Raw genomic sequence first — 26,054 nt, 5'->3', positions numbered from 1 at the left:
CGCCCCCTTCGGCTCACTCGCCGTGAAGGCTCACGCGGGCGTGAGCCGCAGCGTCAGGATCTGGAACGGCCGCAGCCGCAGCCGCAGTCCCTCCTCGTCCGTCTCCGCGTCGTGCAGCGGCCGTTCCAGCAGATCCGTCACCCGCGCGCCGGTCACCGGGAAGCCGACCCGCAGCGTTGCCTCGGCCCGGCCGCCGGCCGCCTCGTAGAGCCGTACGATCACATCCCCGCTCCGGTCCTCCGCGAGCTTGACCGCCTCGACGGTCACCGCCGGGTGGTCGACGTTCACCAGGGGCAGCTGCTCCGGCGCCGGTGCCACGCGCAGCGGCAGGTTCAGCGCCAGGCCCTCCTGTACGGTCTCCTCCACCGTGCCGCCGGGCAGCAGCGCGTACCGGAAGCTGTGCGTGCCCAGATCGGTCTCCGGGTCCGGGCTGTGCGGGGCGCGCAGCAGCGTCAGCCGTACGGTCGTGCCGAGCCCGTCCGCGTGCGGCGCCCGGGTCACATCGTGCCCGTAGGTCGAGTCGTTGAGCACCGCGACGCCGTAGCCGGGCTCCGCGACCCGCAGCCAGCGGTGCGCGCAGATCTCGAACCGGGCGGCGTCCCAGCCGGTGTTGTCGTGCGTCGCCCGGTGCACATGGCCGAACTGCACCTCGGCGGTGGAGCGTTCGGCGTGTACGTCGAGCGGGAACGCGGCCTTGAGGACCTTCTCCGACTCCTGCCAGTCGACCTCGGTGACGATATCGACGCGCCGGGTGTCGGCGGTGAGCCGGATCTCCTGCGTGATCCGGGACGACCCGAACGTCCGCACCACCCGTACCGCCGCCCGCAGCGGCCCCTCCTCGATCAGCTCGACGGAGTCGGCGTCGGTCAGATCGGTGTGCCGGCGCCGGTAGTGCCGGTCGATGTCCCAGGCGTCCCACTGATTGGGGTGGTCGGGGTGCAGTTGCAGCAGATTGCCCCGGCCGCCGGGCGCCAGCACCTCGCGGCCCGCGACGAGATCGCGTACGGAGGTCAGCAGCCCGTCCGCGTCGATGACCACCTCCAGCAGCTGATTGCGCAGCGTGAAGCCACCGTTCGCCGACACGGCCGCCACGGGGGCCGGGGCTAGCGTGGTGAATGTGCCCGGCGCCACCGCCCTGACCAGGGCCGGAGCGAGCACCTCCCCGTCGGCCAGCGGCTGTGTCAGCACGCCCTCCGCCACATCGGAGGCGCGGGCCGCGATGACATCGCGGCGGGCGAACGGGGCCGCGTTCCACACCCCCACCGCGCTGCCGTCGCCGCCCAGCGCCGCCAGCGCGTCCCCGATGATGCCCGTCAGCTCGTCCCGTACCGCCGCATAGGTCGCGCGCGCCTCGCGGTGCACCCACGCGATCGACGAGCCCGGCAGGATGTCATGGAACTGGTGCAGCAGCACCGTCTTCCAGATCCGGTCCAGCTCCTCGTACGGATACGCGTACGGAGCGGCGCGGCCACCCGAGTGCAGCGCCGCCGCCGTCGCCCACAACTCGGCCTCTCGCAGCAGATGTTCGGCGCGCCGGTTGCCCTGCTTGGTCTTGGCCTGGGTGGTGTACGTGGCGCGGTGCAGCTCCAAGTACAACTCGCCCGACCAGACCGGCGCTTGGGCGCCGTACTCCTCCTCGGCCGCCGCGAAGAAGGCCGCCGGGTGCTCGATCTCGACCCGGGGCGAGCCCTCCAGGGACTTCAGCCGCCGTGCCCGCTCCATCATCTCCCGGGTGGGGCCGCCACCGCCGTCGCCCCAGCCGAACGGCACCAGCGACCGGGACGCCCGTCCCTTCTCGGCGAAGTTCCGTTCGGCATGCGCCAGTTCGGCTCCGTGGAACTGCGAGTTGTAGGTGTCGACCGGCGGGAAATGGGTGAAGACGCGCGTGCCGTCGATGCCCTCCCACCAGAAGGAGTGGTGCGGCATCTTGTTGGACTGGTTCCAGGAGAGCTTCTGGGTGAGGAACCACTTCACCCCGGCGAGCTTCGCCAACTGCGGGAAGGCCGCCGTGTATCCGAACGAGTCCGGCAGCCAGATCTCCTCCGTCTCGACGCCCAGCTCCTCCTGGAAGAAGCGCTTGCCGTGCACGATCTGCCGGGCCAGCGCCTCTCCGCCGGGCATATTGGCGTCCGACTCCACCCACATGGAGCCCACCGGCGCCCATGTCCCGTCCGCCACGCTTCGCTTGATCCGCTCCCAGATGTGCGGCTGGTGGTCCCGCACCCAGGCGTACTGCTGCGCCTGCGAGCAGGCGAAGACCAGCTCCGGGTAGTCGGCGGCGAGCGCCGTGACATTGGCGAAGGTCCGCGACGCCTTCCGTACGGTCTCGCGCAGCGGCCACAGCCAGGCCGAGTCGATATGGGCGTGCCCCGCCGCCGAGATCCGGTGGGCGCTCGGGGACGCGGGCCGGGAGAGCGCCTCCGCCAGCTCACCGCGCGCGGCGGCGGCCGTGCCCGCCACATCGTGCAGATCGAGCGCGTCGAGCATGGACTCCAGGGCGCGCAGGATCTCATGGCGGCGTGAGCGGTCCACGGGCAGCTCGCGCATCAGCTCCGTGAGCACCTCGACATCGAGGATCAGATGCCAGACCTCCTCGTCCAGAACGGCCAGGTCGGCGGCGGCGAAACGATAGAGCGGACGGTTGCCCGCGGTCAGTACGTCACCGAGGAGCGTCGGCTCGAAGTCATGCAGGACGGCCGGGTTGGCGGCCGCCTCCAGCAGCAGCCGGACGGGCTCGCCGCCGGCCGCGGGCGCGGCGACGGGGATGTGCCGGTTGCGCGGATGGATGCCCTTGAGCGGCACGCCCGCGGCGTCGTACACCAGCCCCTCGGCCTGGAAACCGGGCCCCTCACCGGTGAATCCCGGGTCGATGACCACCTCGACGGCCCGGCCGGCCCAGGACGCGGGGACCACACCCTCCAGCCGGAACCAACTGGTGGACCAGGGCGAGCCCCACTCCGTACCGGTCGTGAACGGCTTGTAGGAGCCTTGGAGCGCCTGGCCCACCGGCACCGGCTCGCCCGGCGCGTGCCAGACGGAGAGCGAGAGCGGCTCCCGGGCCGCGTACTGCGCGGGGCGGATGAACTGGCGCAGCGCCCGCTCCAGTCGCCCTTCCACCAGGGATCGGTCGTCGTGCATCGGTGCTCCTCGCTCCTCGGGATCGGTTCGCACGGTTTCACTCCCCCCTCACTTCCCCGGGCAGTCCTCGCGCACCCTCCGCGCGCCCTCTGCCCCGACTGCGGCGATCAGGTGATGAACACCATGAGTGGTCCATTCCGGGTGGGGAATGCATCTCCTGTACGCATACGAGCGCGGGGCGGGTCCGGAGCAGCGGGGAGAGGGACGTCATGAGCGGGGGGACAGAGTGATGAGAGGTCTGCGGCGCAGAGTGGGGGGCGCCGATCTCGCGGCCGTCCCCGAAGTACGCCACGCCTTGCGGGAGATGCTGCGGCACTGGCAGGAGAAGGACTCCGCGGCGGTGGCGGAGCTGCTGATCAGCGAGCTGGTCACGAACGCGCTGGTGCATACGGACGACGGCGCCGTGGTCACCGCGACCATCGCGGACTCCCGGCTGCGCGTGGAGGTACGGGACTTCGTCGCGGGAGTGCCGGCGCCGCCCGCGCCGGAGCGGCCGGTGCCCGACGACGCCACGCACGGCAGGGGGCTCGCGCTGGTACGGAGCCTGGCGGACGACTGGGGGATACGGGCGAGGCCGGTGGGCAAGGTGGTCTGGTTCGAGCTCAACGGCGAGGCGGCGTAAGGGCGGTGCGGGACAGGGTGGGGCGGAGTGCCGTGGGGCGGGGAGCTGTGGGGTGGAGTGCTGTGGGGCGGGTGAAAACAGCGGACCGGCGTGACGGCTGTCCGTCACACCGGTCCGAGTGCTGTTCCCCCGAGGTCGCGTCAGCCCGACCGACCGTGTCGGCCGAGCGGCCCGCGTCAGCCGAACTGCTGCTCCAGATCCTTGAGTTTGCGCTCCAGGGAGTCGAGCCTGGGCAGCGCCATGGTGTCGTCCTCCGCGGTCAGATCGACCGTACGAGGAGTCTCACTGGTCTTCACGGGCTGAAGGGAGAGCCGAGAGCGCTGGTTCAGTTGGCCGGGCTCCACTATGGCAGGCTCCGCGGCGGCTTCGACGGCCGGCGGCGAGCCCGATCCCGAGTTCACCGCGGGAAGGGCCACCTGACGGCCGCCACGCCCCCGGCCCCAGGCCCGGTGCTGACGGTTGAGCGCCTTGATCTGCGCCCGGTCCAGCTTCTCCTGCTCCCGCCTGCGGTGCCGGTTGTGCTCCTTCTGGCGACGGTCCTCGCGTACCTCATCGACCGCCTCGTCCAGCGTACGGACGCCTTCGAGCAGCATCAGCGACCAGGCGCCGAAGGTCTCGCGGGGTGCCCGCAGCCACCGTACGATCCGGATCTGCGGCAGCGGACGGGGGACAAGACCCTGCTCGCGCAGCGCCGCACGGCGGGTCTGCTTCAGCGCGCGGTCGAACAGGACCGCGGCCGAGAGGGACATGCCGGAGAAGAACTGCGGAGCGCCTTCGTGGCCGAGGCCCGTGGGCGCGTGCACCCAGTTGAACCAGGCGGCGGCACCGGCGAACGTCCACACCAGCAGCCGCGAGCCGAGGGCCGCGTCGCCGTGGCTGGCCTCGCGCACCGCGAGCACGGAGCAGAACATCGCCGCGCCGTCGAGACCGAACGGGACGAGATACTCCCAGCCGCCGCTGAGACCGAGGTTCTCCTGGCCGAAGCCGACCAGGCCCTTGAACGAGAGCGCGGCGGCGACCGCCGCGCAGCAGAAGAGGAGTGCGTAGGAGGCGATGCCGTAGATGGCTTCCTTGCGTCTGCGGCGCTCCTCGCTGCGTTCCCAGGAATCCTCGACGGGTGCGGGCTTGTCAGCCGCGCGCTTGCCGCGCGCGAACACCGCCGCCGCCACCAGGATTCCGACGAGCAGGACGACGCCGGGAAGCAGCCAGTTCAGCGATATGTCTGTCAGTCGCATGCGGTGTTCCTTGCATCGCAGTAGGGCGTTTGGGACGCCATTTTGGCGTAAGTGCGGTGACGCTCAGGGGGTTTCGGGACAAGAGAACACCAACGAGGCGGTGCAGCACTTGAAGAGGCACGAACGGCTGACACCGCCGTTCGGCAGGTGGCTGTCATGTTCGATTAATATCACCCCTGCGGGTGGCGTGGGACCGAGGGTGACGCGGAGTCAGACGCTCGCGGTGAGCTTCCGGACCCGGTCGTTGTCGCAGGTACGCGGACAGGTGACGCAGGTGTCCTCGGGACGCAGCGTGTAGAAAAGGCAGCAACTGGCCCGGTCACGGGTCGGCAAAGTTTCGCCGTCCGGTCCGGTCAGCTCACGGAAACCCGCCGCACCGACATACGGCGCGGTCGTGCCCGGCATCAGCCGCTCCAGCTCCGCCATCGCGTAGCGCTCCTCGCCCAGCAGCTGGGCGATGTACCAGAGGCCCTCGACGATCTCGTCGGTCGCCATCCCCCACAGCGCCCGCCGGCCGCGCCGCATCCGCGGGGCGAAGCCGTCGAGGACCGGTGCGAGATGTCCGGCGACGGCCGCCCGTACCTCGGCGCGCAGGGCCTCCTCGTCCGGGACGACCCGGGCGCCGGGCAGCGCCGCGGCGGGGTCGTCCGGCAGACAGGCGAACTCGTCGATCCGTACGGTCATCCGGCCCAGCGCCCGCTGGAAGGAGACGGCCTCGACGGGCAGCCGGGGCACCCTGCGGTGCAGGAACCAGGGCACGGTGATCAGCAGACAGGCCGGCCAGGCGTACCGGTGGAAGGCGAAGCCGGCGACCACATCGGGGCGCGCCTCCTGCCGGTAGTCCCGCCGCACCTGCGCCTCGTCCCAGGCGAGGAACGTATCGAGGGCCGCGCCCCCGGCCGCCAGATCCGCCGCGCTCACCCAGCCGCCACCGGCCGGGGGCCGCTCACTCTCGGTGAGCTGGTCGATGCTCAGCGCGGGGAACACCTCGGCCAGACGCGCGTACGCGTCGGTCACGGGCGAGGCGAGGAGGCCGGGCAGCAGCGTGGGCAGGGTCATGCAGGGGGACCACCGAATCGGGATCGTTTGCAGGTAAGCCTTACCTTACCCGACGTGATCGAGGTTTGAACTGCGGCCCGGTCGGCCTATCGTGCATGGCGAAGGAGGTGGACCGGAGTGGAACAGGGCAGAGCGCGCGACGCCGCCGTGCCGCGGCCGTACGCGCCGGGGGCGTCGGGACCGTCCGAGGCGTCGGCCCCCGGGGCCCGGCGGGTGCCGGAGCAGGTGCGCGGCGAGCACACGCACAGTGAGCCCGACCGGTCCGGTTGCCCTTCGCAGTCCCAGTCCCAGTCCCAGTCCCAGTCCCAGCCCTCGCCCCCGTCCCCGCCGGTACGCCGTCATTCCGTACGCGGACAGATCCTCGACGCCCTGCGCACCGCGCTCGTCAGCGGTGAGCTGGTCCCCGGTGAGGTCTACTCCGCCCCCGTGCTCGGCGAGCGCTTCGGCGTCTCCGCCACTCCGGTACGCGAGGCCATGCAGCAGCTCGCGCTGGAGGGCGCCGTCGAGGTCGTGCTCAACCGCGGCTTCCGTGTCATCGAGCGCAGCGCCCGTGAACTGGCCGAGCTGGCCGAGGTGCGCGCCCTGCTCGAAGTGCCGGTGATGCTGCGGCTGGCCCGTACCGTATCCGCCGAACGATGGGCGGAACTGGCCCCGTTGGCCGAGGCGACCGGCGCCGCCGCCGCTGTCGGGGACCGCGCGGCGTACGCGGAGAGCGACCGCGCCTTCCACCGCGCGCTGCTCGCTCTCTCGGGCAACCGGCAACTGGTCATGGTGGCCGACGATTTGCACCGGCGTTCGCAGTGGCCGCTGGTCAGCGCCCCGGCCGTACGCCGTGCCGATCTCGTCGCGGACGCGGCCGAACACTCCGCGCTGCTCGACGCGTTGATGGCGCGGGACCTGCCGGTGGTGCAGTCGCTGATACGGGAGCACTTCACGGGCTCGGCCGGCTGAATCCGCACTGATTCGCCGACGTCACCGATGTGCCGATGTCAGCGATGGCGGGAGGCGGCCGCCGCCGCTGTCAGCGCCGAGGTCATCAGCTCCGCGTCGAGGAGGGTGGTGTCCGCGAGACGGTTCGCGCCGCCGTACGCGTTCAGCATCACCTTGGCGGTCCGCAGAGCCGCCGGGGACCTGCGGACCATCGGCCTGACCCACTGCTGGACAGCGTCGTCGAGCTCTTCCACCGGGACGACCTTGTGCAGGACGGACAGCTCCACCGCCGTCGCCGCGTCGAAATTGTTACCGGTCAGCAGCAGCTCGCGGACCTTGGCAGCGCCCGCCTCCTGCATCAGCCGGGGCAGGGCTCCTCCCCAGGCCGGAGGCATACCCAGAGCGAGTTCGGGCATACGGAAACGGCAGTCGTCCGCCCCTGCCCGCAGATCGCAGAACACGGCGAGAGCGAGCCCCGCGCCTATCACGCCGCCATGCAGCCGGGCGATGGTGACCACATCGGCCGTCGCGAGCGCGTCACAGACCCGGCGTGCCTTCTTGCCGAGGGTGCGAAGGCTCGCCCCGGTGGGGTCCGCGGCCAGGAATTCGGCGAATTCCGCCCGGTCGCCGCCGAGACAGAAGTCGTCTCCCGCGCCGGAGAGGATCAACACCCGGATTCCGGGGTCGTCCTGAAGGGTGCTCAGTACGGTGAGCAGTTCGTCCAGGAGCGTCCCGGAGACGGCATTGCCGGTCTCGGGGGAGTTCAGCTCGACCCTCAGCACGGGCCCTTCCTGTATGACCCGGAGTGCCTTGAACTCGTCCACCGCGCGATTCCCTGTGTATGTGTCAGTTCTCACTGCGTTACGTCCCTTTATGGTCCTGACGGCAGGTCAGGCTCTGGTCACCGGGAGTTCCAGAATCCGGCGGAAGCCCACGCGGGGCGCCCAGACGGGTTCCCCGTCGAGACGGAGATCGGGCAGCCTCCTCAGCAGGGACGTGAGCAGGGTCGTCGCCTCCAGCCGGGCCAGCGGCGCGCCGATGCAGTAGTGGATTCCGCCGCTGAAGCTGAGGTGCGCGGCCTTGCGCCGTATGTCGAAGAGCTCAGGCTCGGCGTGCTGCTCCGGGTCATGGTTGGCGACGCCGACCATGAGATGCACCATCTGGTCACGCTGGACGTACGCGCCGCCCAGGGTGGTGTCCTCGGCGGCGACCCTGCTGATCACATGGTTCGGCGAGTCGTAGCGGAGCACCTCCTCGACGGCGCCCGGTATGTGCTCGGGATGCGTGCGCAGCCAGCTCAGCTGGCGCGGGTGCTTCAGCAGGAGCCACACCATTTGGGAGAGGAGCGTCGCCGTCGTCTCCGGCGCGGCCAGGAGGAAGAGGAACGAGAGGAAGTAGACGGCTTCGTCGGCCGCCCCCTGGTCGTCGTCGAGACCGTCCCAGGTCCGCAGCCATTCCGAGATCGGATCGTCGCCCGGTGTGCGGCGGCGTTCGCGTATGACCGCCGTGAAGTACTCGCGCAATTGGGCGGTGGCGGCGTCCGACAGTGCGAGCTGGCTCGGCGTCGGCAGCAATTCCTGCGAGAACACCTGATCGCGGGTGAGTGAACGGAGCCGTTGGTAATCGGAGGGCGGCAGGCCGAGCCATTCGCCGATCGTCATGATGGGCAATTCGTCGCTGACCAGCGAACTGAAATCGGCCCGGCCGCTCCGCAATTTCTCGGTGAGCCGGTCCAGCAATTGCTCCGTGGACTTCTCGATCGAACCCTTGGAATTCGCGAGAGATTTACGGTCGAAAGTGTTGCCGACCGACCGCCGCACCCGGGTGTGGTGCGGCGGATTCAGTGCGGGCAGAGTCTTTCCCATTTCCCGCGAAGAGGAGGCGTTCCAGCGTGTTGCCGCGCCCTGCCTGGCGCGCCACTCGCTGTCGGGAACCTGCCAGGTCTTGTTCCTCAGTACCTGGTCGCAGAGGTTGTAGGAGGTCACCAGATGCCCGCCCCAGGGGGCGGGGATGATATCTCCCATTGCTCTGAGTTCTGCGTAGAGAGGCAATGGATTTGACTGGCCATTGGATGTGCGCAGGCGGGAGAATATCGAGACTACGGCGCGTCGGTCTACGGACGAGGTAGTCAGGGAGGGCTCCACAGCGACTCCTTTTCAAGGGATCACATAAGATTCGCCCACCCTGCCTACCCCTGCGGTTGAACGTTCATGCGAAGGTAAAGGGCCCCGCTTTGTTGCGGATCTCACACCTTCCACCAGGCGAGGAATCCGCTCCAGAAGCTACCCTTCTGCGCCTTGCCCTGGTGCGCCTGCACGGGGGCATTTCCGGCGGGACGCCCGCTGCTCATCGGATACGGGGTGGATTCCGACTTCTCTTTCCGTACCGGGGTGAAACGGGCCGGAAGCGCGCTGAGCGCCCGGTGGAACGGACCCGGACGGGAGAGCAGCGACTCCGCGGGCACCGCGAGCTCGATGTCCGGCAGGCCGTTGAGCAGCTTCTCGATGGCCAGTACGGAGATGAGCAGCGCCGGGTCCTTCGCCGGGCAGGCGTGCGGGCCGGCGCCCCAGGCCAGATGCGCCCGCTTGCTGAGCGTCTGACGGCTCACGGACAGGCTGGGGTCGGTGTTGGCGGCGGCGAAGCTGATGAGCACGGGGTCACCGGCGTCCAGCTTGCTGCCGTTGAGGTCGACGTCGTACAGCGGGTAGTGCGCCGCGTAGTTGGCGATGGGGGTGCTGTTCCACAGGACGTCGTTGATGGCGTCCTCGACCAGCAGGCCGGCCGAGTGCGGTCCGTCGGCGTACTTGTCGTCGGAGAGCAGCACCCGCAGCGAGTTGGCGATGAGATTCGACAGCGGCTCCGTGCCCGCCCCGATGAGCAGCAGGAGCTGATGGATCATCTCCTCGTCGGTGAGCCGGACCGGATGCTGCATCAGCCAGGAGGTGACGTCCTCGCCGGGCTGGGCCCGCTTGAGCGCGACCAGTTCGTTCAGCGACTCGGTCAGGACCTCGTTCGCCTTCTCCGCGTCGATGCCGTCGAAGATGCCGGAGAACCCGAAGACCAGCCGGTCACCGATCTCGGCCGGGCAGCCGAAGAGGTCGTTGAAGACCAGCAGCGGCAGCACCTGCGCGTAGTCGCCGATCAGATCGGCCTTGCCGCGGCCGCTGAACTGGCTGATGAGATACGACGCGACGCGCTCGACATGCCGGGTCACCCGGTGCGTGTCGATCTTGGCCAGACTCTCCGTCACGGCCTGACGGAGCCTCAAGTGCTCGGCGCCGTCGGAGAACATCGGGTTCGGCCGGTACATCATCATGGGCAGCACGGGGCTGTCGAGGGGCACCCGGCCCTCGTTCAGCGCGCGCCAGCGGCGCGAGTCCCGGGCGAACGCCTCGGGGTTCTGGAGCACATGGAGCGCCGCCGCGTAGTCCGTGACGAGCGAGGCCTCCACCCCGGGGGCCAACTCCACCGGCGCGGCTGGGCCGTAGTGCCGCATGTGCTCGTAGAAGGCGTCCGGGTCGGCAGCGAATTCGGGACCGTGCAGAGGCACGCGCAAGCCGCTGTTGTGCGCCGGGCAGCCAGGTGGTGGGGCCTGGAATTCCGAATGAGATTGCATGCCGAACTCCTAGCGAAGGCGTGACTGGAGGTAGCGGACGAGGACGATGAGCGCGTTGGCTGATGACCGCTGGTCCCGCGCGTCACAATTGACGAGGGGCGTCTCGGGGAGCAGGTCGAGCGCCTCTCGTATTTCCTCGTCCTGATGGGTCTCTGTGTCGTCGAATCGGTTTACCGCTATGGTGTAGGGAATTCCGTAGTGTTCGACGAGGTCCATCACGGGGAAGGACTCTTCGAGGCGCTCGGGATCCACCAGCACCAATGCCCCGAGGGCGCCCCGGGACATGTCTTCCCACACCTGGACGAAGCGCTGCTGCCCGGGTGTGCCGAAGAGATAGAGGACCAGCCTGTCGCTGAGTGTGAGGCGGCCGAAGTCCATGGCCACCGTCGTCGTGGTCTTGCCGGTCGTGCCCTTGAGGTCGTCGATTCCCTCGCCGGCCTGCGTCATCAGTTCTTCGGTACGCAGCGGCGGGATCTCGGACATGGTCCCGATGAATGTCGTCTTGCCCACGGCGAAATGCCCGACCACCAGGATCTTCGCAGCGGTCTGCACTGATTCGCGCAGATAGACACCGTCATCCAAAGCGGGCTTGAAGGCCATTCAGCACCTCCTCAAGTATGTGCCGGTCGACAAGTTTCGCGGCAGGTATGGGGGCGCGTGTGAAGAGATACCCCTCCTCCGTGAGGTCGGACAGCAGGATTTTGACGACACCCACGGGGAGATGAGAGTGTCCGACTATTTCGGCGACCGAGAGATAACCTCCCGAACACAGCTCCAGCAGACGGCGCTTCTCAGGATCGAGATTCCCCGTTCTGGATATGTCCTCGGCCGCCGTGACCAGAGTGATCAAGGAAAACTCGTGGTCACCGAGCAGGTTGCGGCCGTTGGTGATGACATACGGTCGCACTAATTGCGGGGCTACTGGTTCCTGATCCGGCTCATCTGATGTGGTCATGCCTTGGTGTCAGCAATCTCGCGAGGGGGACTGGTCAGGGATTTGCCGAGCTGGCCGACGAGCTGCTGCATACGGAAGGTGATCTCGGCCATGTCGACCTCGGGCGACGCGGAAACGGCGAGATAGGCGCCCTCGCCGGCGGAGATGAGAAAGACAAAGCCGTGGTCGAACTCCACCAGCGTCTGGTGCCACTGCGGCCGATTGTTCGGCGGTCCGCCGCAGAAGTCGGCGACCGTACGGCTCAGCGACTGCATTCCGCTCATCGCCGCGGCGACGGTATCGGCGTGATCCTTGCCGACATCCTTGGAGCGGGCCATGAGCAGGCCATCGGCCGAGACAAGGATCGCGTGCCGTGCTTCGGGCACTTCAAGGGCACTGTCAAGCATCCATGACAGGTCGTAATTCACTGAGTCTCATGCCCTTCGCTGCTTGCGTTGGTGGAACGGCGACCCGACTGCGTACCCCGCTGGAACGCGCCCATGACGGAGGCGGCTTGTTCGCTGGAGCGAGGAGCCGGGGCTTCCGCGCTGTCGGCGGTCGGCACGATGGATATCGCGCCTCTCCGCCGGCGTTTCGGGAGACCGCCGAATGTGGTCGAGGGAGCCACCGGATTCTCCTCGGGCGGCATCGGGGAGGACGCGGCCACGGCGGGGAACTCCTTGGGCTCGGGCTGAGGCTCGGGCGCGGGCTCTGGCATGGCGGTGAGGAGCTCGTCGGGGAGCAGCACCACCGCGCGTACACCGCCGTAGGGGGAGGTGGAATCCACGGACACGGTGAAGCCGTAGCGAGCGGCGAGCACACCGATCACGGTGAAGCCGAACTGCGGCGGATTGCCGAGACCGGAGACGCCGGGGGAGCGTTCGCTCGACAGGAGCTTGGCCGCCCTGGCCTTCTCTTCCTCGTTCATGCCGACACCGGCGTCATCGACGATGATGCAGACGCCCTTGGGCACGGGCCGGATATTGATCTCGATCACTGTTTCCGGCGCCGAGTAACTGGTGGCGTTGTCCAGCAGTTCGGCGAGGGTGAGCGCGACCGGCTCGACGGCCCGGCTGACAATGGCGAAATTACTCTGGGCCCGGATCTCGACCCGGGTGAAGTGGCGAATACGGCCCTTCGCGCTGCGGACCACGTCGTACAGCGAGGCCGCGTCGCGCTGTCGGCCGAGCCATCCGTCGCAGAGCACGGCGATGGACTGCGCACGCCGGGCGAACTGCGAATTCATGTGGTCGATGTCCAGGAGGTCCTGGAGAATCTGGAGCTCGCCGTACTTGTCCTGAAGTTTGGTGATGGCCAGCTGCTGTTCGCTGGCGAGACCCTGAAGCGTCCGCATGGCGGACTTCAGTGCGGTCTTGGTGGCTTCTTCCGCCCTGTCCTTGGCCTCTTCCACGGCCTCCGCGTAATGGTCCTCAAGGGTGGCGTAATGAGCCTTGAGCTCCTGTTTCTCCTTCCGCAGCTCGGCGATCGATTTTCTTCCGCGAATGATCGCGGTCGCGGCGACAGGAGTACCAGCGATCAGACCCCAAAGCGCTGGATCCTGGAAGTATTGCGTCATAAGACTCTCTTCGGGCGACTGGGCCACCAGGTGCTGAATGTCTGGAGGGTACGTTCGAGTGATCTCGCGTTCACAGACATATCGCGGTCACTGATTACGGGATAGGTCGGCGCATACTAGCCTGCCGGACTGCCTTGAAGGCCCGGCTGATGGCATAGTTCTCCCCGGGGAGTGGCGGAATTCTGGGCCGATGCGCTGACTTTTCCTTTATGCCATAGCGGGTTTGGCACCGCTTGGCAAGCTTGGCGATCTTATCACCACACGATGGGGCGACGTCCATGTCGTTCTGTTCCGTTTCTGGCATCTGACGGAAATTCAGCAAGGCTCCCCTTTTGGGGTTGTTGGTGATCCTTCTCCGTCCGCCGGAGAGTGCTCCGGGCCGGATTCATTGCCCTGATTGCGGGTGATGTGTTCCTTTTGCTCTTCCGGTGAGGGTGTACCGGAGGCGTCAACCCGGCGCGTTCGTGGTGAGCCGGTGGTGAGGTCGTGGGGAGGCCGTAACGGTATGCGCGGCGGCGGGCGTTCGCGGCGCCCGGCCGGGTCCGGATCCGGGCGACGCGACCCCTGAGCCGCTCGTCTAGGGTGCGGAGAATGGGGGACTCCTACGTACATCCAGGCATTCCGGACCGGCGTAGCGCCGCGCGGTACTTGTGGTGGCTCGTCACAAGCCAGCGGGGGCGGGTGGCCGCCGGGGCGACCTGGGGCAGCGTCTGGATGATCGGGCTGACCCTGCCGCCGTATCTGCTCTCGCGCGCGATCGACGACGGCCTGGAGCCGGGGAACCGGGCGGCGTTCCTCGGCTGGGTCGGGGCGCTGTTCGGGGTCGGGGTGGCGAACGCCTGGGTCGGCATGATGCGGCACCGGACGATGACCAGGGTCCGGCACGACGCCGCCTTCCGTACGGTGCGTGTCGTGGTCCGCCAGGCGACCCGGCTGGGTGCCACCCTGCCCCGCCGCGTCACGGCGGGGGAGGTCGTCACGATCGGCATCGCCGATGTCATTGTCTTGAGCCGCACGCTGACGATCACCGGCCCCGGGTTCGGCGCGGTGGTCGCGTATCTCGTCGTGGCCGCGCTCCTGTTGTCCGTCTCCTCGCTCCTCGCCGCCGTCGTACTGCTGGGTGTGCCGCTGCTCGCGGTGCTGGTCGGCCCGCTGCTCGGCCGGTTGCAGCGGGTGGAGACGACGTACCGGGAGCGGCAGGGCGCCCTCGCCGCGCGCTTCGTCGACATCGTCGGCGGGCTGCGCGTGCTGAGCGGGCTCGGCGGCAAGGACGTGTACGCAGGGCGCTACCGGCGCGATTCGGCGAAGCTCAAGGAAGAGGGGTACCGGGTAGGAGCCGTCACCAGCTGGATCGACGCCCTCGGCCTGGGACTTCCGGCGCTGTTCCTGGCCGCCGTGACCTGGCTCGCCGCCCGGATGGCCGCGCAAGGGGACATCACCGTGGGCGAGTTGGTGGCCGTGTACGGGTATGTCGCGGTCCTCGTCATGCCCGTGGCGTTCTTCATCGAGGGCGGGTACGACCTGAGCCGCGGCCTGGTGTGCGCCCGCCGGGTCATCCGCTTCCTGGATCTGGAACCCGAATTCGCGGACTCGGAACAGCAGTTGGAATCGGCAGTGGAGGACGGGCCCTCGTCCCCCGCCCCGCTGAGCGATCCGGCCTCCGGTGTCTCCGTCGAGCCCGGCACGCTGACGGCGCTCGTCTGCGCCCGGCCCTCGGACGCCGCGCGAGTGGCCGACCGGCTGGGCCGGTTCGTTCCCTCGGACGCGACGTGGGGCGGCGTACGTCTCGACGCGATCGCCCTGCCCCGGATCCGCGAGCGCGTCCTCGTCGCGGACAACGAGGCCGACCTCTTCGCCGGGACGCTGCGCGAGGCCGTCGAGGGCCGCCGCGAGCGGGACGAGGAAGCCATCACGGAGGCCGTGCGGGCCGCCGTCGCGCAGGACGTCGTGGACGGCCGGCGGCACGGCCTCGACTCGCGGATCCTCGCGGGCGGCCGCGATCTCTCCGGCGGCCAGCGTCAGCGCGTACGGCTGATCCGGGCGCTGCTCGCGGACCCCGAGGTGCTGATCGCCGTCGATCCCACCTCGGCGGTCGACGCGCACACCGAGGCCGCGCTCGCCGCCCGGCTGCGTACCGCCAGAGCCGGCCGCACCACGCTCGTCACCACCACCTCTCCGCTGATGCTGGAGCGCGCGGACACGGTGCACTACCTGGTGGGCGGGCGCGTGGCCGCCACGGGCAGCCATCGGGAGCTGATCCGCGACCGGGCCGGCTACCGGGCCCTCGTCTCGCGCGGCGCGGAGGACGAACCCGGCGCGGAGGGACGCCGTATGGACCTGGGGCACATGGACCTGGGGCACATGGACGAGGGGCACATGGACGAGGGGCACATGGACAAAAGGCGCATGGACGGGAGCCGTACGAACGAGCCCGGTCCGTACGAGGAGGAGGCGGCCCGATGAGTACCGGCCGGAAAACAGCGCCCCCCGCCCAGCACCTGCCCGTCGCCGAACCGCCCCACATCCGGCGCGCGGCGATCGAGCTGATCCGCCAGGACGGCCGTGCCTTCGCCGCCGCGATCATCCTCAACGCGCTGGCGGCGGCGGCCGGGCTCGTCGGCCCCTGGCTGCTCGGCCGCATCATCAACACCGTACGGGCCGGCGGCGGGGTGGATGCCGTCGACCGGTACACGCTCATCATCCTGGGGTGCGCGCTGGCTCAGCTCCTGCTCGCGCGGTACGCACGCCTCATCGGCCATCGCTTCGGCGAGCGGACCTCCGCCCGTATCCGCGAACGGCTCGTCGGCCGGGCGCTCGCGCTGCCCGCCTCGACCGTCGAACGCGCCGGTACGGGCGATCTGACCACACGCGGCACCACCGATGTCACCGCCGTCGGCACCACCCTGCGCGACGCCGGACCCGATGTGTTCATCGCGGGGATACAGGTCCTGTTCATCCTCGGCGCGGTCTTCGTCCTCGACCCGCTGCTCGGCGCCTGCGGACTGCTCGGACTGCTCGGCATCCGGATCGCCACCCGCTGGTATCTCCGCCGCGCGCACGCCGGCTATCTGGCGGAGGGCGAGGCCAACTCCGTGCTGGCGGAGGTCCTTTCGTCCACCGCCTCGGCCGCCCGTACCGTCGAGGCCTTCGGACTCCAGGAGCGCCGGATCGCCGCCTCCGAGGAAGCGGTCGAGGAATGCCTGCGGACACGTGACCGGACGCTGTTCCTGCGCAGCGTGCTCTTTCCGTCGGTGGACATCGGGTACGTGGTTCCCGTCGTGGCGGTCCTGCTGGTCGGCGGCGCGCTGACCGGCAACGGCATGGTGAGTCTCGGCACGGTGGTCGCCTGCGCGCTGTATCTGCGGCAGTTGGAGCAGCCGCTGGACACGATCCTCCAGTGGGTGGAGCAACTCCAGAGCAGCGGGGCCTCCTTCGCCAGGGTCGAGGGACTGGCCGCCGTTGACGCCGATGCCAATGCCGACGCGGACGTTCTGCGGGCACGGCAGCCGGCCGGACCCGTCCCGGACGGCGACCTGATCGAGGTCACGGGGGTGAGGTTCGCGTACGACGGCGGGCGCGATGTCCTGCGCGGGGTCGATCTGACCGTACGCCCCGGCGAACGCCTCGCCGTCGTCGGCCGCTCCGGCGCCGGCAAGTCCACCCTGGGGCGCCTGCTCGCGGGCATCGACCGTCCGCGTACCGGTTCGGTGACGGTCGGCGGCGTACCGATCGCCGCACTCGACCCCGGCGAACTGCGCCGCCAAGTGGTGCTGGTGACCCAGGAACACCATGTCTTCATCGACAGCGTCCGCGACAACCTGCTGATCGCCGCGCCCAACGCCACGGACGAGCGGATACGCGCGGCGCTCCACGCCGTCGGCGCGGACTGGGTCGACGACCTCCCGGACGGCCTGGACACGGAACTGGGCGCGGGCGTGCTCGGCGTCCCGCTGGAGGGCTCCGGCGAGATGGCCATCGATGGCGCGCGGTCGCAGCAACTCGCTCTGGCGAGGGTGGTGTTGGCCGATCCCCATACGGTCATTCTCGACGAGGCGACCGCACTCCTGGACCCGACGACCGCGCGCCACGCGGAACGGGCGCTGGCCGCCGTACTCGAAGGCCGTACGGTCATCGCCATCGCGCACCGGCTGCACACGGCGCGCGACGCGGACCGGGTGGCCGTGATGGACGACGGCCTGCTGACGGAACTCGGCACACACGATGCGCTGGTTGGCGCGGGCGGCGCGTACGCCGGGCTATGGCACTCATGGCATGGCGACACCCCGACGGCACCGTCCGTATAGGGTCCGCGCCGGGGCCACCGTGGACAGGTCGCCCACACTCCCTCCGGGCAGGGGAAGCGCGCTCACAGGGTTTCGCGCCGATCACAGGGGTTCGCCGACCACCACAGGGGTTCGCCGACCGCAGGGGTTCGCGCCGGCCCGGACTCATGGAAACGCCTGGTCCGGGGCCTTCCGATGGCGCCGACTGGGGAAAAGCCCAAGCATGGAACGGGGGGATACGGACGGAGTGACGATACCCGTGGAGTGGTTCTCATGCCGATGCATACACCTCCGGTCCTGCTCGATCCGCTGACCAATCGCGGTACGGCCTTCACCGCCGAGGAACGGGAGCGTCTCGACCTGGTGGGCCGGCTGCCCGACGCCGAATTCACCCTTGACCAGCAGGCGCTTCGTGCTTACGAACAGGTGCGGCAGGAGCCGACGGACCTGGCGAAGTTCATCAGCCTCGACCAGCTGCACGACCGCAACGAAGTGCTGTACTACCGACTGTTGTCGGATCATCTCGCTGAGTTGCTGCCGATTGTCTACGACCCGACGGTCGGGGCGGCGATCAAGCGGTACAGCCACGACTACCGGCGCCCTCGCGGAGTCTTCCTGTCGATCGACCGGCCGCAGGACCTTCGCCGCTCCTTCGAGGCACTGCGGCTCCACCGCGACGAGATCGACCTGGTGGTGGTCACCGACGCCGAGGAGATCCTGGGCATCGGCGACTGGGGTGTGCAGGGTGTCCAGATTTCAGTGGGCAAGCTCGCCGTCTACACCGCCGCGGCCGGGCTGCACCCGGCACGGTGTCTGCCGGTGGTTCTGGACGTCGGGACCGACAACGAGAACCTCCTCAACGACCCCCTCTATATGGGCCTGCGCCACAGCCGGGTCCGGGGCAAGCGGTACGACGCGTTCGTCGAGACCTACCTGGAGACCGTTTCGGAGCTGTATCCCAACGCGCTGCTGCACTTCGAGGACTTCGGGCCCGGCAACGCCCGCCGCCTCCTGGAGACTTATGGAAACCGCTACCGGATGTTCAACGACGACATGCAGGGCACCGGCGCCATCACCCTGGCCGCCGCCCTGTCGGCCCTGAAGGTCACCCGCGTGCCGTTCCGCGAGCAGCGACTGATCGTCTTCGGCGCCGGCACCGCCGGCGTCGGCATCGCCGACCAGTTGCGCGACGCCATGGTCCGCGACGGCCTCGACAGCACGGAGGCCACCCGCCGGGTGTGGCTGGTCGACAAGCAGGGCCTGCTCGTGGAGGGCATGGCGGACCTGCGCGACTACCAGGCCCCCTACGCACGGCCCGCCGAGGAGGTCCACGGCTGGGCGGACGGGGAGACCGGCCTGCTGACCACCGTCCGGCACGTTCACCCCACCATCCTGGTCGGTACCTCCACCACCCCGGGGGCTTTCGACAAGGACGTGGTCACCGCGATGGCCGAGCACGTCGAGCGGCCGGTCATCTTCCCGCTGTCCAACCCCACCGAGAAGATCGAGGCCATGCCGGCCGACCTGATGGCCTGGACCGACGGCAAGGTCCTGACGGCCACGGGCATCCCGGTCGACCCCGTCGAGCACCGCGGGGTGCGCCACGTCATCGGCCAGGCCAACAACGCGCTGCTCTACCCGGGCCTCGGCCTGGGCACCGTCGTCGCCGGCGCGCAGCGGATGACCGCCGGGATGCTGCTCGCCGCGGCGGAGGCGGTCGCCGGGCAGGTCGACGCCCGCGCCCCGGGCGCGCCCCTGCTGCCGCCGGTGGCGAACCTGCGCGCCTCCTCGGCGACGGTGGCGGTGGCGGTGGTACAGGCCGCTGTCGAGGACAAGGTCGCCACCCGCCGGCCGGAAGACCTGGTCCAGGCCGTACAGGACGCCATGTGGCAGCCGGTCTACGGACAGCTGTCCGAGAAGGAGGCGTCGCAATGACCGCCCGTCACCAGAACGCCGATGAACAGCCGCCGAGGGTACGGGACGTGCCGATCGGTATCGACGCCACCGGCCACCGCCGCGAAACCGACTCGATGGGCGCCGTCGAAGTGCCCGCCGACCGCTACTGGGGCGCCCAGACCCAGCGGTCCCTGATCCACTTCTCCATCGGGAACGACCGCATGCCCAAGGCCGTCTACCACGCCTACGGCTACGTCAAGAAGGCCGCCGCACTCGTCAACGGACGCGAGGGCCGCCTGCCGCGGTGGAAGGCCGACCTGATCGCACACGTAGCGGACGAGGTGATCCACGGCGCCCTGGACGACCACTTCCCGCTGTACGTGTGGCAGACCGGCTCCGGCACCCAGAGCAACATGAACGTCAACGAGGTCATCAGCAACCGGGCGATCCAGCTCGTCGGCGGCACCCTGGGCTCCAAGACACCGGTCCACCCCAACGACCACGTCAACATGGGCCAGTCCTCCAACGACACCTTTCCCACCGCCATGCACATCGCCGCCGTACGGCAGATCGACGAGCACCTGCTCCCGGAAGTGAGGGAACTGCGGCAGGCGATGGAAGCCAAGTCCCGTGACTGGTGGGAAATCGTCAAGATCGGGCGCACCCATCTGGAGGACGCGGTCCCGCTCTCCGTGGGCCAGGAATGGTCCGGCTACGCCGCCCAGCTGTCCGGCGCCATCGACCGTATCGAAGCCACTTTGCCGGACCTGCACCAACTGGCCGTCGGAGGGACCGCTGTCGGTACCGGACTCAACGCCCCCGAGGGCTTCGGCGAGCACGTGGCCCAGGAGATCGCCCAGCTGACGGGCTACCCGTTCCGCACCGCCGCCAACTCCTTCGCCGCCCAGGGCAGTCTGGACGCCATAGTGGCGGCCTCGGCCGGGCTGAGGGCTCTGGCCGTACCGCTGATGAAAATCGCCAACGACCTGCGCTGGCTCGCCTCGGGCCCCCGCTGCGGCATCAGTGAACTCGCCCTGCCCGCGAACGAACCCGGCAGCTCCATCATGCCCGGCAAGGTCAATCCGACCCAGTGCGAAGCGATGGTCATGGTGTGCGTCCAGGTACTCGCGGAGGACAGCGCCGTCGCCTTCGCCGGCAGCCAGGGCAACTTCGAACTCAACGCCATGCGGCCCGTCATCATCAACAACTTCCTGCACTCGGCCCGCATCCTCGCGGACGCCGGCGAGAAACTGCGCGTCTACTGCATCGAAGGCGCCGACCTGCACCGTGAGCAGATAGACGCCTACCTCGCACGCTCCCTGATGCTCGTCACCGCACTCTCACCGGAGATCGGCTACGACAAGGCCAGCCGAATCGCCCACAAGGCCGACGACGAGGGCACCACACTTCGCGAAGCCGCCCTCGCCACCGGCTATATCACCGCACAGGACTTCGACCGCATCGTCGACCCCAAGAAAATGGTCAACCTCAATCACTGACGTGGTGAACGAGCACCACATAGCGCCGTCGTCGTCCGCGCCCCGACCGCGACGCGGTGGCGGTCAGCGGGTGAACTTCACCGAGGCGAAAGAGAGGAAACCCTCCGCACCTGGTTTGAGCCGGGTGGCATCGCCTCTGCACTGCTTCTCGCTGTAGACGGTCGCGACACGGTCGGTGGAGTTCTGCGGGTCCTGGGCGTTTCCGACGCTGTAACACAGGCCGTCCGCGGGGTTTTCGAGGACGATCGGGCCGTACTCCGACGTATAGAAGAGAAGACCCTCGGCCGCTTGGGCGCTGAGCGGGAAGCCGACACAGAGAACGGCGGCGGCAGCGGTGGTGACCAGGGTCCTTCCGGGACTCTTCACGGGAACCTCTTTCTGTGAGGGGGCGGAGGTGGAGCGGGGGCAGTCTGGCCACCTCGTTACGCGTATATGCGCCCCTTCACTCGTACGGCCGCCGCGGAAACGTCCCTCCCTCACTCGTTCGTGGGGCGGCCCGTGGCCTGAACGGCGGCGTGACCGACCACTCAGACCGCGGGGGCCGCCGACGCCGGAGGGGCGAGCTGGTCCGCGAGCCAGGTGGGGACGCCGCCCAGCAGTCTGAACAGACGGCCGGCCTCCGCGCGGAGACGGGTCGCCTCCGGTTCCGGTTCCGCGTCGGCCAGGGCCGCGAGGGCCGGCGCCGTGCCCACGAGGTAGCCCAACTCCTCCCGGATCCGCAGGGACTCGCCGAAACCGTGCCGCGCCTCCGCCAACTCGCCCTCCCTCAGGGCCAGTCCGGCCAGATGGCGCCAGGTGAACGAGAGCAGGAGCGTCTCGCCGTGCGCCGTGGCGGCGGCGTGGGCGCGGCGGTACGCGGCGCGCGCCGACTGCGGGGAGTCGGAGAGGTGTTCGGCGACCAGACCGCGCCGGAAGTCGAGCAGGGCGCGCCCGGGAGCCGCCGGGTCCAGCAGCGCGGCCGCCCGCCCCAGCGCCGACCGTGCCTCGTCCGCCCGGTCGCGTACGCCGAGGACGGTCGACGCGTACGCGAGATGGCCGCGCTCGCACGCGGCGGCGCCCCGTTCGTGGTCCTCGCGCGCCGTGGCCTCCGCCGCGCGGAGCGCGTCCTCGGCCTCCGGCCAGCCGCCGCCCGTGAACAGACAGCGCTCGACGAGCAGCGAGGCCCGCTGGAGCGTCCGCGCGGGGACGGAGCTGTGCGGTGCGAGCAGGGCCGCTGCGTCGGTCCAACAGCCGCGCGAGCGCAGCCGCCATACCGCGGTCTGGAGAGGGTCGTCACCAGAGGTGGTTCCGGAACCAGACATGGCGGTATGCGCCACATTGCCCTCCCCGAGCGCGCCATTGTGCTGTTGAGTGTGGACGCATCTCAGCATGGATCGGCACGCCGGGCCAATAGGTCAGGTGAAAGATTTCACAATCTTGTGGTCATCGGCGCCGGCGGTGAGGCGCGGGTGACGGGGGTGTCCGGGGCCGCCGACCGGGGCGCGCGGGACCGCCGGGAGGGCTGTCACCTGCGGCGACCGGTACGGGAGGAGGCGCGGCGGGCGCATCGGGGGCGGTCCTCACGGCGGAAGCGGATCTTCTTGTGACCGTTCAGGGTGATGGCGGTCAACCACCCGTCTCCCTGGCACCCGGTGACCCGGCGGTGGCGGTGCCCCGCGAGGACGGGCCCCGCCATCTCAGCTCATCCGCAGCGCCAGGAAGAAGTCCAACTTGTCCTCCAGGCGCGCCAGATCACGCCCCGTCAGCTGCTCGATCCGACCCACCCGGTACCGCAGTGTGTTGACATGCAGATGCAGCCGCGCCGCGCACCGCGTCCAGGAGCCGTCGCAGTCGAGGAACGCCTCCAGCGTCGGGATCAGCTCCGCGCGGTGGCGCCGGTCGTAGTCGCGCAGCGGGTCCAGCAGGCGCGCGGTGAAGGCGCGCCGTACGTCGTCCGGGACGAACGGCAACAGCAGTACGTGCGAGGCCAGTTCATGGTGGCCCGCCGCGCAGACCCGGCCCGGTCTGGCCGCCGCCACGCGACGGGCGTGGCGGGCCTCCTCCAGCGCGCCGCGCAGCCCCTCCGCCGAGTGCACCGGCGCGCTCACGCCCAGCGTCAGCCGGCCGTCGTCCGCGAGCCCCGCGGACAGCGGGTTCCGTACGGCGGCCAGCAGCGCGTCCGCGTGGATGCCGGAGTCCGCCGCGGCGACATCCAGCGGCTTCTCCGCCCCGGAACCGCCGCCCGGCAGCGCCCCCTCGCCCGCGTCCGGTACGGCTGAGGCCGGGGGTTCCGCGGACACCGCGGGCAGGGGTACCAGCGCGATCGCCTCGTCATCCGTATGCGCCACCGCGATCCGGTCGGAGGCGTCCGCTCCCGCCCCGGCCCCGGTCCACGCGGGGTCGACGAGGATCTCCTCCAGCAGCGACTGGGCCACCGGGCCGCCCTCGATCAGCGCCGCGCCGGGGCCGCCCGCGCCGTTAACGCCATTGCCGCCATTGCCGCCATTGCCGCCGTCGCCCGTGCCCTTCTGTGCCCACTCCACCCGGGCCACCACGACCTGCCAGTGCGGCGCCGTGCCCAGCCCCGGCAGGAGCACCGGGGCTGCCACCCGCAACCGGGCGGCGATCTCGGCCGGGGCGGCGCCCGTCTGCACCAGCTCCAGGACCTCCTGGGCGAGCCGGCGGCGTACCGTACGGGCCGCGTCGCGCCGGTCGCGTTCCACCGCGATCAGCTGCGTCACCCCCTGGAGCAGGTCCAGCCGGGCCGCGGGCCAGTCGCCCGCGTCCGCCTCGACCGCGAGCAGCCAGTCGGAGAGCACTGTCTCGCGCACATCCCGGAAGGCGGTGGGTGTGGTCCCGCGCCCCACATTGCGGACGGGGAAGAGGGAGTATGCCGTTCCGTCGACGGCCGTTCGATAGGGGCTACGGCGGCCCGCGCGGGTGGCGGCCAGATGCTCACCGGCCAGCGCGGCGGCCCTCGCCGGTGACAGCGGGGCACCGGCGCCCGCGATCTGCCGGCCGGTGGGGGAGAGCACCCAGGCCCGCAGATCGAGATCGGAGCCGAGGAGATCGAGGACCACATCGGGGCCACCGCCCGCCGGGCCCGAGGTCATCAGCCTGCGGTGCCGGTCGACGACCGCCGCGAGGTCCCCGGCGCGCTCGCCGGACACCTGGCGCACCACATACTCCGTGATCGTCGCGAACGCCACGTCCTCGTTCACCGCGAAGAGCGGCAGCCGGTGCTGCGCACACGCCGTGACCAGGTCGTCGGGGACGGCACCCAGCTCCGCCTCGCCCGCGGCGAGCCCGGCGACCCCGGCGCTCACGAGGATCCGTACGAACGGTTCCGAGTCCTCGGCGGAGTGCCGCCAGGCGAGGCCGGTGAGGACCAGCTCGCCGCCCGACAGATAGCGGCTCGGGTCCCGCAGATCGGTGGTCATCACCCCGCGGACGGTCCGGTCCAGCTCCTCCTCGCCGCCGAGCAGTCGCAGGCCCAGCGCGTCGGTTTCCAGCAGTGCGCGCAGCCGCATCTCGTCGCCGCCGATCTCTGATTTCGCACCGTTCTCGCACCGTGCGTTTCGGTACGAAGACCTTTTGGTTACCGGGCCTTCGCCTTTCGTTCGAATCTACAAGACTCGGAAGGCGACCAGCCAATTCCTTCATGGTTTCGGTGACTGCACCAGGCGGAAGCGCTGCTTGTGTACTTGTGACACCGGCCGTCCCCGGAGTTCAGCGATCACCAGCGATCACCAGCGATCAACAAGACGATCAAGAAGAGAGCCGCATATGGACTTCCTTCGCCCCGCCAGCTGGGAGGAGGCGCTCGCCGCCAAGGCCGAGCACCCCACGGCTGTGCCCATCGCGGGTGGCACGGACGTCATGGTCGAGATCAACTTTGATCACCGGCGGCCGGAGTACCTGCTCGATCTGAACCGGATCGGCGAGCTGCGCGACTGGGTGGTCGGCGAGGAGAACGTCGAGTTGGGCGCCTCCGTGCCGTACACCCACATCATGGAGCACCTGCGGGCGGAGCTGCCGGGCCTCGCGCTCGCCTCGCACACCGTCGCCTCGCCGCAGATCCGCAACCGCGGGGGTGTCGGGGGCAACCTCGGCACCGCGTCCCCGGCCGGGGACGCGCACCCGGCGCTGCTCGCCGCGGGCGCCGAGGTCGAGGTCGAGTCGGTACGCGGCGCGCGCCGCATCCCGATCGACGCGTTCTACACCGGCGTGAAGCGCAACGCCCTCGCACCGGACGAGCTGATCAAGTCGGTGCACATCAAGAAGGCGGACGGACCGCAGCAGTACTCGAAGGTCGGCACCCGCAACGCGATGGTCATCGCGGTCTGCGCCTTCGGGCTGGCCCTGCACCCCGAGACCCGGACGGTACGGACCGGCATCGGCTCGGCGGCGCCCACCCCCGTACGGGCGCGGGACGCCGAAACGTTTCTGAACGCGGCGCTCGACGAGGGCGGCTTCTGGGACAGCGGCAAGATCATCACGCCGTCCGTCGCCAAGCAGTTCGCGGATCTCGTCGCGGGCGCCTGCAACCCCATCGACGATGTGCGCGGTACCGCGAAGTACCGCCGTCACGCGGTCGGCATCATGGCCCGCCGCCAGCTCGGCTGGACCTGGGAGCAGTACCGCACGGACGGCGGCGGCACCGGCCGGACCCTCGAAGGAGCTGCGTAACCATGCGCGTCAATTTCACGGTCAACGGCCGCCGGCAGGAAGCCGACGACGTCTGGGAGGGCGAGAGCCTGCTCTACGTACTGCGTGAGCGCATGGGCCTTCCGGGCTCCAAGAACGCCTGTGAGCAGGGCGAATGCGGCTCCTGTACGGTACGGCTCGACGGCGTCCCGGTCTGTTCCTGTCTGGTGGCGGCCGGCCAGGCCGAGGGCCGCGAGATCATCACCGTCGAGGGCCTGGCGGACTACGCCAAGCACCGCGACGAGGCGCATCCCGGCGACGGCTGCGCCTCGGGTTCGTGCGGTACGAGCCTTCAGCGCGCCCAGCGGTGGCGGGCCGGGGGCACGGACTCGGGGACCGGCGAGGCGGGCGAACTCTCCCCGATCCAGCAGGCGTTCATCGACGCGGGCGCCGTACAGTGCGGCTTCTGCACCCCGGGCCTGCTGGTCGCGGCCGACGAGATGCTGGAGCACAACCCCTCCCCGAGCGACGCGGACATCCGTGAGGCGCTGTCGGGCAACCTCTGCCGCTGTACCGGCTACGAGAAGATCCTCGACGCGGTCCGCCTCGCGGCCGCCCGTCAGGAAGAGGCGGTCTGAGC

At 69.8% G+C, this 26,054-nt stretch carries 21 protein-coding genes; 8 read left to right on the top strand and 13 right to left on the bottom strand.

The window, feature by feature from the left end; translation table 11 throughout:
- Window positions 1-30: 30 nt before the first annotated feature.
- Window positions 31-3,138, bottom strand: coding sequence for an alpha-mannosidase (locus tag IF11_RS0107460; RefSeq protein WP_030350657.1), 3,108 nt, complete (start codon window positions 3,136-3,138; stop codon window positions 31-33).
- Between the two features lie 229 nt (window positions 3,139-3,367).
- Between IF11_RS0107460 and IF11_RS0107455 the strand changes: the two genes are divergently transcribed.
- Window positions 3,368-3,760 carry an ATP-binding protein gene (locus tag IF11_RS0107455; protein ID WP_030350656.1) on the top strand — a complete coding sequence of 131 codons (393 nt, stop codon included), beginning with the start codon at window positions 3,368-3,370 and terminating at the stop codon, window positions 3,758-3,760.
- A 176-nt stretch (window positions 3,761-3,936) separates the two neighbouring features.
- On the opposite strand, the gene IF11_RS0107450 is transcribed toward IF11_RS0107455, so the two are convergent.
- Entirely contained in the window at window positions 3,937-4,995 is a 1,059-nt protein-coding gene (locus IF11_RS0107450) for a DUF2637 domain-containing protein (RefSeq protein WP_030350655.1), read from the bottom strand.
- A gap of 210 nt (window positions 4,996-5,205) precedes the next feature.
- Window positions 5,206-6,054, bottom strand: coding sequence for a (2Fe-2S)-binding protein (locus IF11_RS0107445; protein WP_030350654.1), 849 nt, complete (start codon window positions 6,052-6,054; stop codon window positions 5,206-5,208).
- A 117-nt stretch (window positions 6,055-6,171) separates the two neighbouring features.
- Here IF11_RS0107445 and IF11_RS0107440 point away from each other — a divergent pair, with 117 nt between their 5' ends.
- The gene (locus IF11_RS0107440) at window positions 6,172-7,005 is read left to right on the top strand and encodes a GntR family transcriptional regulator (protein WP_030350653.1); all 834 of its coding nucleotides are present in this window, start codon (window positions 6,172-6,174) and stop codon (window positions 7,003-7,005) included.
- Window positions 7,006-7,043: 38 nt separating this feature from the next.
- Here the strand turns inward: IF11_RS0107440 and IF11_RS0107435 are convergent, their stop codons facing one another.
- The 7 genes from IF11_RS0107435 to IF11_RS0107405 form a co-directional block, all read right to left on the bottom strand.
- Window positions 7,044-7,808, bottom strand: coding sequence for an enoyl-CoA hydratase/isomerase family protein (locus tag IF11_RS0107435; protein WP_030350652.1), 765 nt, complete (start codon window positions 7,806-7,808; stop codon window positions 7,044-7,046).
- 66 nt (window positions 7,809-7,874) lie between these two features.
- Window positions 7,875-9,008 (bottom strand): cytochrome P450, encoded by a 1,134-nt coding sequence (locus tag IF11_RS0107430; RefSeq protein WP_240627780.1) that lies wholly within the window; start codon window positions 9,006-9,008, stop codon window positions 7,875-7,877.
- Between the two features lie 221 nt (window positions 9,009-9,229).
- Entirely contained in the window at window positions 9,230-10,600 is a 1,371-nt protein-coding gene (locus IF11_RS0107425) for a cytochrome P450 (RefSeq protein WP_030350650.1), read from the bottom strand.
- 9 nt (window positions 10,601-10,609) lie between these two features.
- Complete coding sequence (locus IF11_RS0107420) at window positions 10,610-11,200, bottom strand: GTP-binding protein (RefSeq protein ID WP_030350649.1); 591 nt, start codon at window positions 11,198-11,200, stop codon at window positions 10,610-10,612.
- Window positions 11,175-11,555: a DUF742 domain-containing protein gene (locus IF11_RS38600; RefSeq protein WP_078490517.1), complete on the bottom strand. Its 381-nt coding sequence runs from the start codon at window positions 11,553-11,555 to the stop codon at window positions 11,175-11,177. The genes IF11_RS0107420 and IF11_RS38600 overlap by 26 nt, the downstream gene beginning before the upstream one ends.
- Window positions 11,552-11,962 (bottom strand): roadblock/LC7 domain-containing protein, encoded by a 411-nt coding sequence (locus IF11_RS0107410; RefSeq protein WP_030350647.1) that lies wholly within the window; start codon window positions 11,960-11,962, stop codon window positions 11,552-11,554. Before IF11_RS0107410 ends, IF11_RS38600 begins: the two co-directional genes overlap by 4 nt.
- Window positions 11,959-13,110: an ATP-binding protein gene (locus tag IF11_RS0107405; RefSeq protein WP_030350646.1), complete on the bottom strand. Its 1,152-nt coding sequence runs from the start codon at window positions 13,108-13,110 to the stop codon at window positions 11,959-11,961. The genes IF11_RS0107410 and IF11_RS0107405 overlap by 4 nt, the downstream gene beginning before the upstream one ends.
- A gap of 591 nt (window positions 13,111-13,701) precedes the next feature.
- Between IF11_RS0107405 and IF11_RS0107400 the strand changes: the two genes are divergently transcribed.
- The 4 genes from IF11_RS0107400 to fumC all read left to right on the top strand — a co-directional run bounded on the left by IF11_RS0107400 (window position 13,702) and on the right by fumC (window position 20,788).
- A complete protein-coding gene (locus tag IF11_RS0107400) occupies window positions 13,702-15,573 on the top strand; it encodes an ABC transporter transmembrane domain-containing protein (protein WP_078490516.1) in 1,872 nt (623 codons plus the stop codon).
- Entirely contained in the window at window positions 15,570-17,414 is a 1,845-nt protein-coding gene (locus IF11_RS0107395; RefSeq protein WP_051745613.1) for an ABC transporter ATP-binding protein, read from the top strand. The genes IF11_RS0107400 and IF11_RS0107395 overlap by 4 nt, the downstream gene beginning before the upstream one ends.
- A gap of 252 nt (window positions 17,415-17,666) precedes the next feature.
- The gene (locus IF11_RS0107390) at window positions 17,667-19,328 is read left to right on the top strand and encodes an NAD-dependent malic enzyme (RefSeq protein WP_030350643.1); all 1,662 of its coding nucleotides are present in this window, start codon (window positions 17,667-17,669) and stop codon (window positions 19,326-19,328) included.
- Window positions 19,325-20,788, top strand: coding sequence for a class II fumarate hydratase (gene fumC, locus IF11_RS0107385; RefSeq protein ID WP_030350642.1), 1,464 nt, complete (start codon window positions 19,325-19,327; stop codon window positions 20,786-20,788). Before IF11_RS0107390 ends, fumC begins: the two co-directional genes overlap by 4 nt.
- 63 nt (window positions 20,789-20,851) lie before the next feature.
- On the opposite strand, the gene IF11_RS0107380 is transcribed toward fumC, so the two are convergent.
- The 3 genes from IF11_RS0107380 to IF11_RS0107370 all read right to left on the bottom strand — a co-directional run bounded on the left by IF11_RS0107380 (window position 20,852) and on the right by IF11_RS0107370 (window position 24,297).
- Window positions 20,852-21,154: a hypothetical protein gene (locus IF11_RS0107380; protein ID WP_030350641.1), complete on the bottom strand. Its 303-nt coding sequence runs from the start codon at window positions 21,152-21,154 to the stop codon at window positions 20,852-20,854.
- Between the two features lie 161 nt (window positions 21,155-21,315).
- Complete coding sequence (locus IF11_RS0107375; RefSeq protein WP_030350640.1) at window positions 21,316-22,104, bottom strand: hypothetical protein; 789 nt, start codon at window positions 22,102-22,104, stop codon at window positions 21,316-21,318.
- A gap of 360 nt (window positions 22,105-22,464) precedes the next feature.
- Window positions 22,465-24,297: a PucR family transcriptional regulator ligand-binding domain-containing protein gene (locus IF11_RS0107370; RefSeq protein WP_030350639.1), complete on the bottom strand. Its 1,833-nt coding sequence runs from the start codon at window positions 24,295-24,297 to the stop codon at window positions 22,465-22,467.
- A gap of 256 nt (window positions 24,298-24,553) precedes the next feature.
- On the opposite strand from IF11_RS0107370, the gene IF11_RS0107365 reads away from it, so the two are divergent.
- Entirely contained in the window at window positions 24,554-25,456 is a 903-nt protein-coding gene (locus tag IF11_RS0107365) for an FAD binding domain-containing protein (RefSeq protein ID WP_030350638.1), read from the top strand.
- A gap of 2 nt (window positions 25,457-25,458) precedes the next feature.
- Complete coding sequence (locus IF11_RS0107360; protein WP_030350637.1) at window positions 25,459-26,052, top strand: (2Fe-2S)-binding protein; 594 nt, start codon at window positions 25,459-25,461, stop codon at window positions 26,050-26,052.
- Window positions 26,053-26,054 lie beyond the last annotated feature (2 nt).

It is taken from the genome of Streptomyces scopuliridis RB72 (assembly GCF_000718095.1).
GTDB classification, from domain to species: domain Bacteria; phylum Actinomycetota; class Actinomycetes; order Streptomycetales; family Streptomycetaceae; genus Streptomyces; species Streptomyces scopuliridis.
The sequence above is the reverse complement of the archived record's forward strand: the minus strand, read 5'-3'. Positions and strand labels throughout refer to the sequence as shown.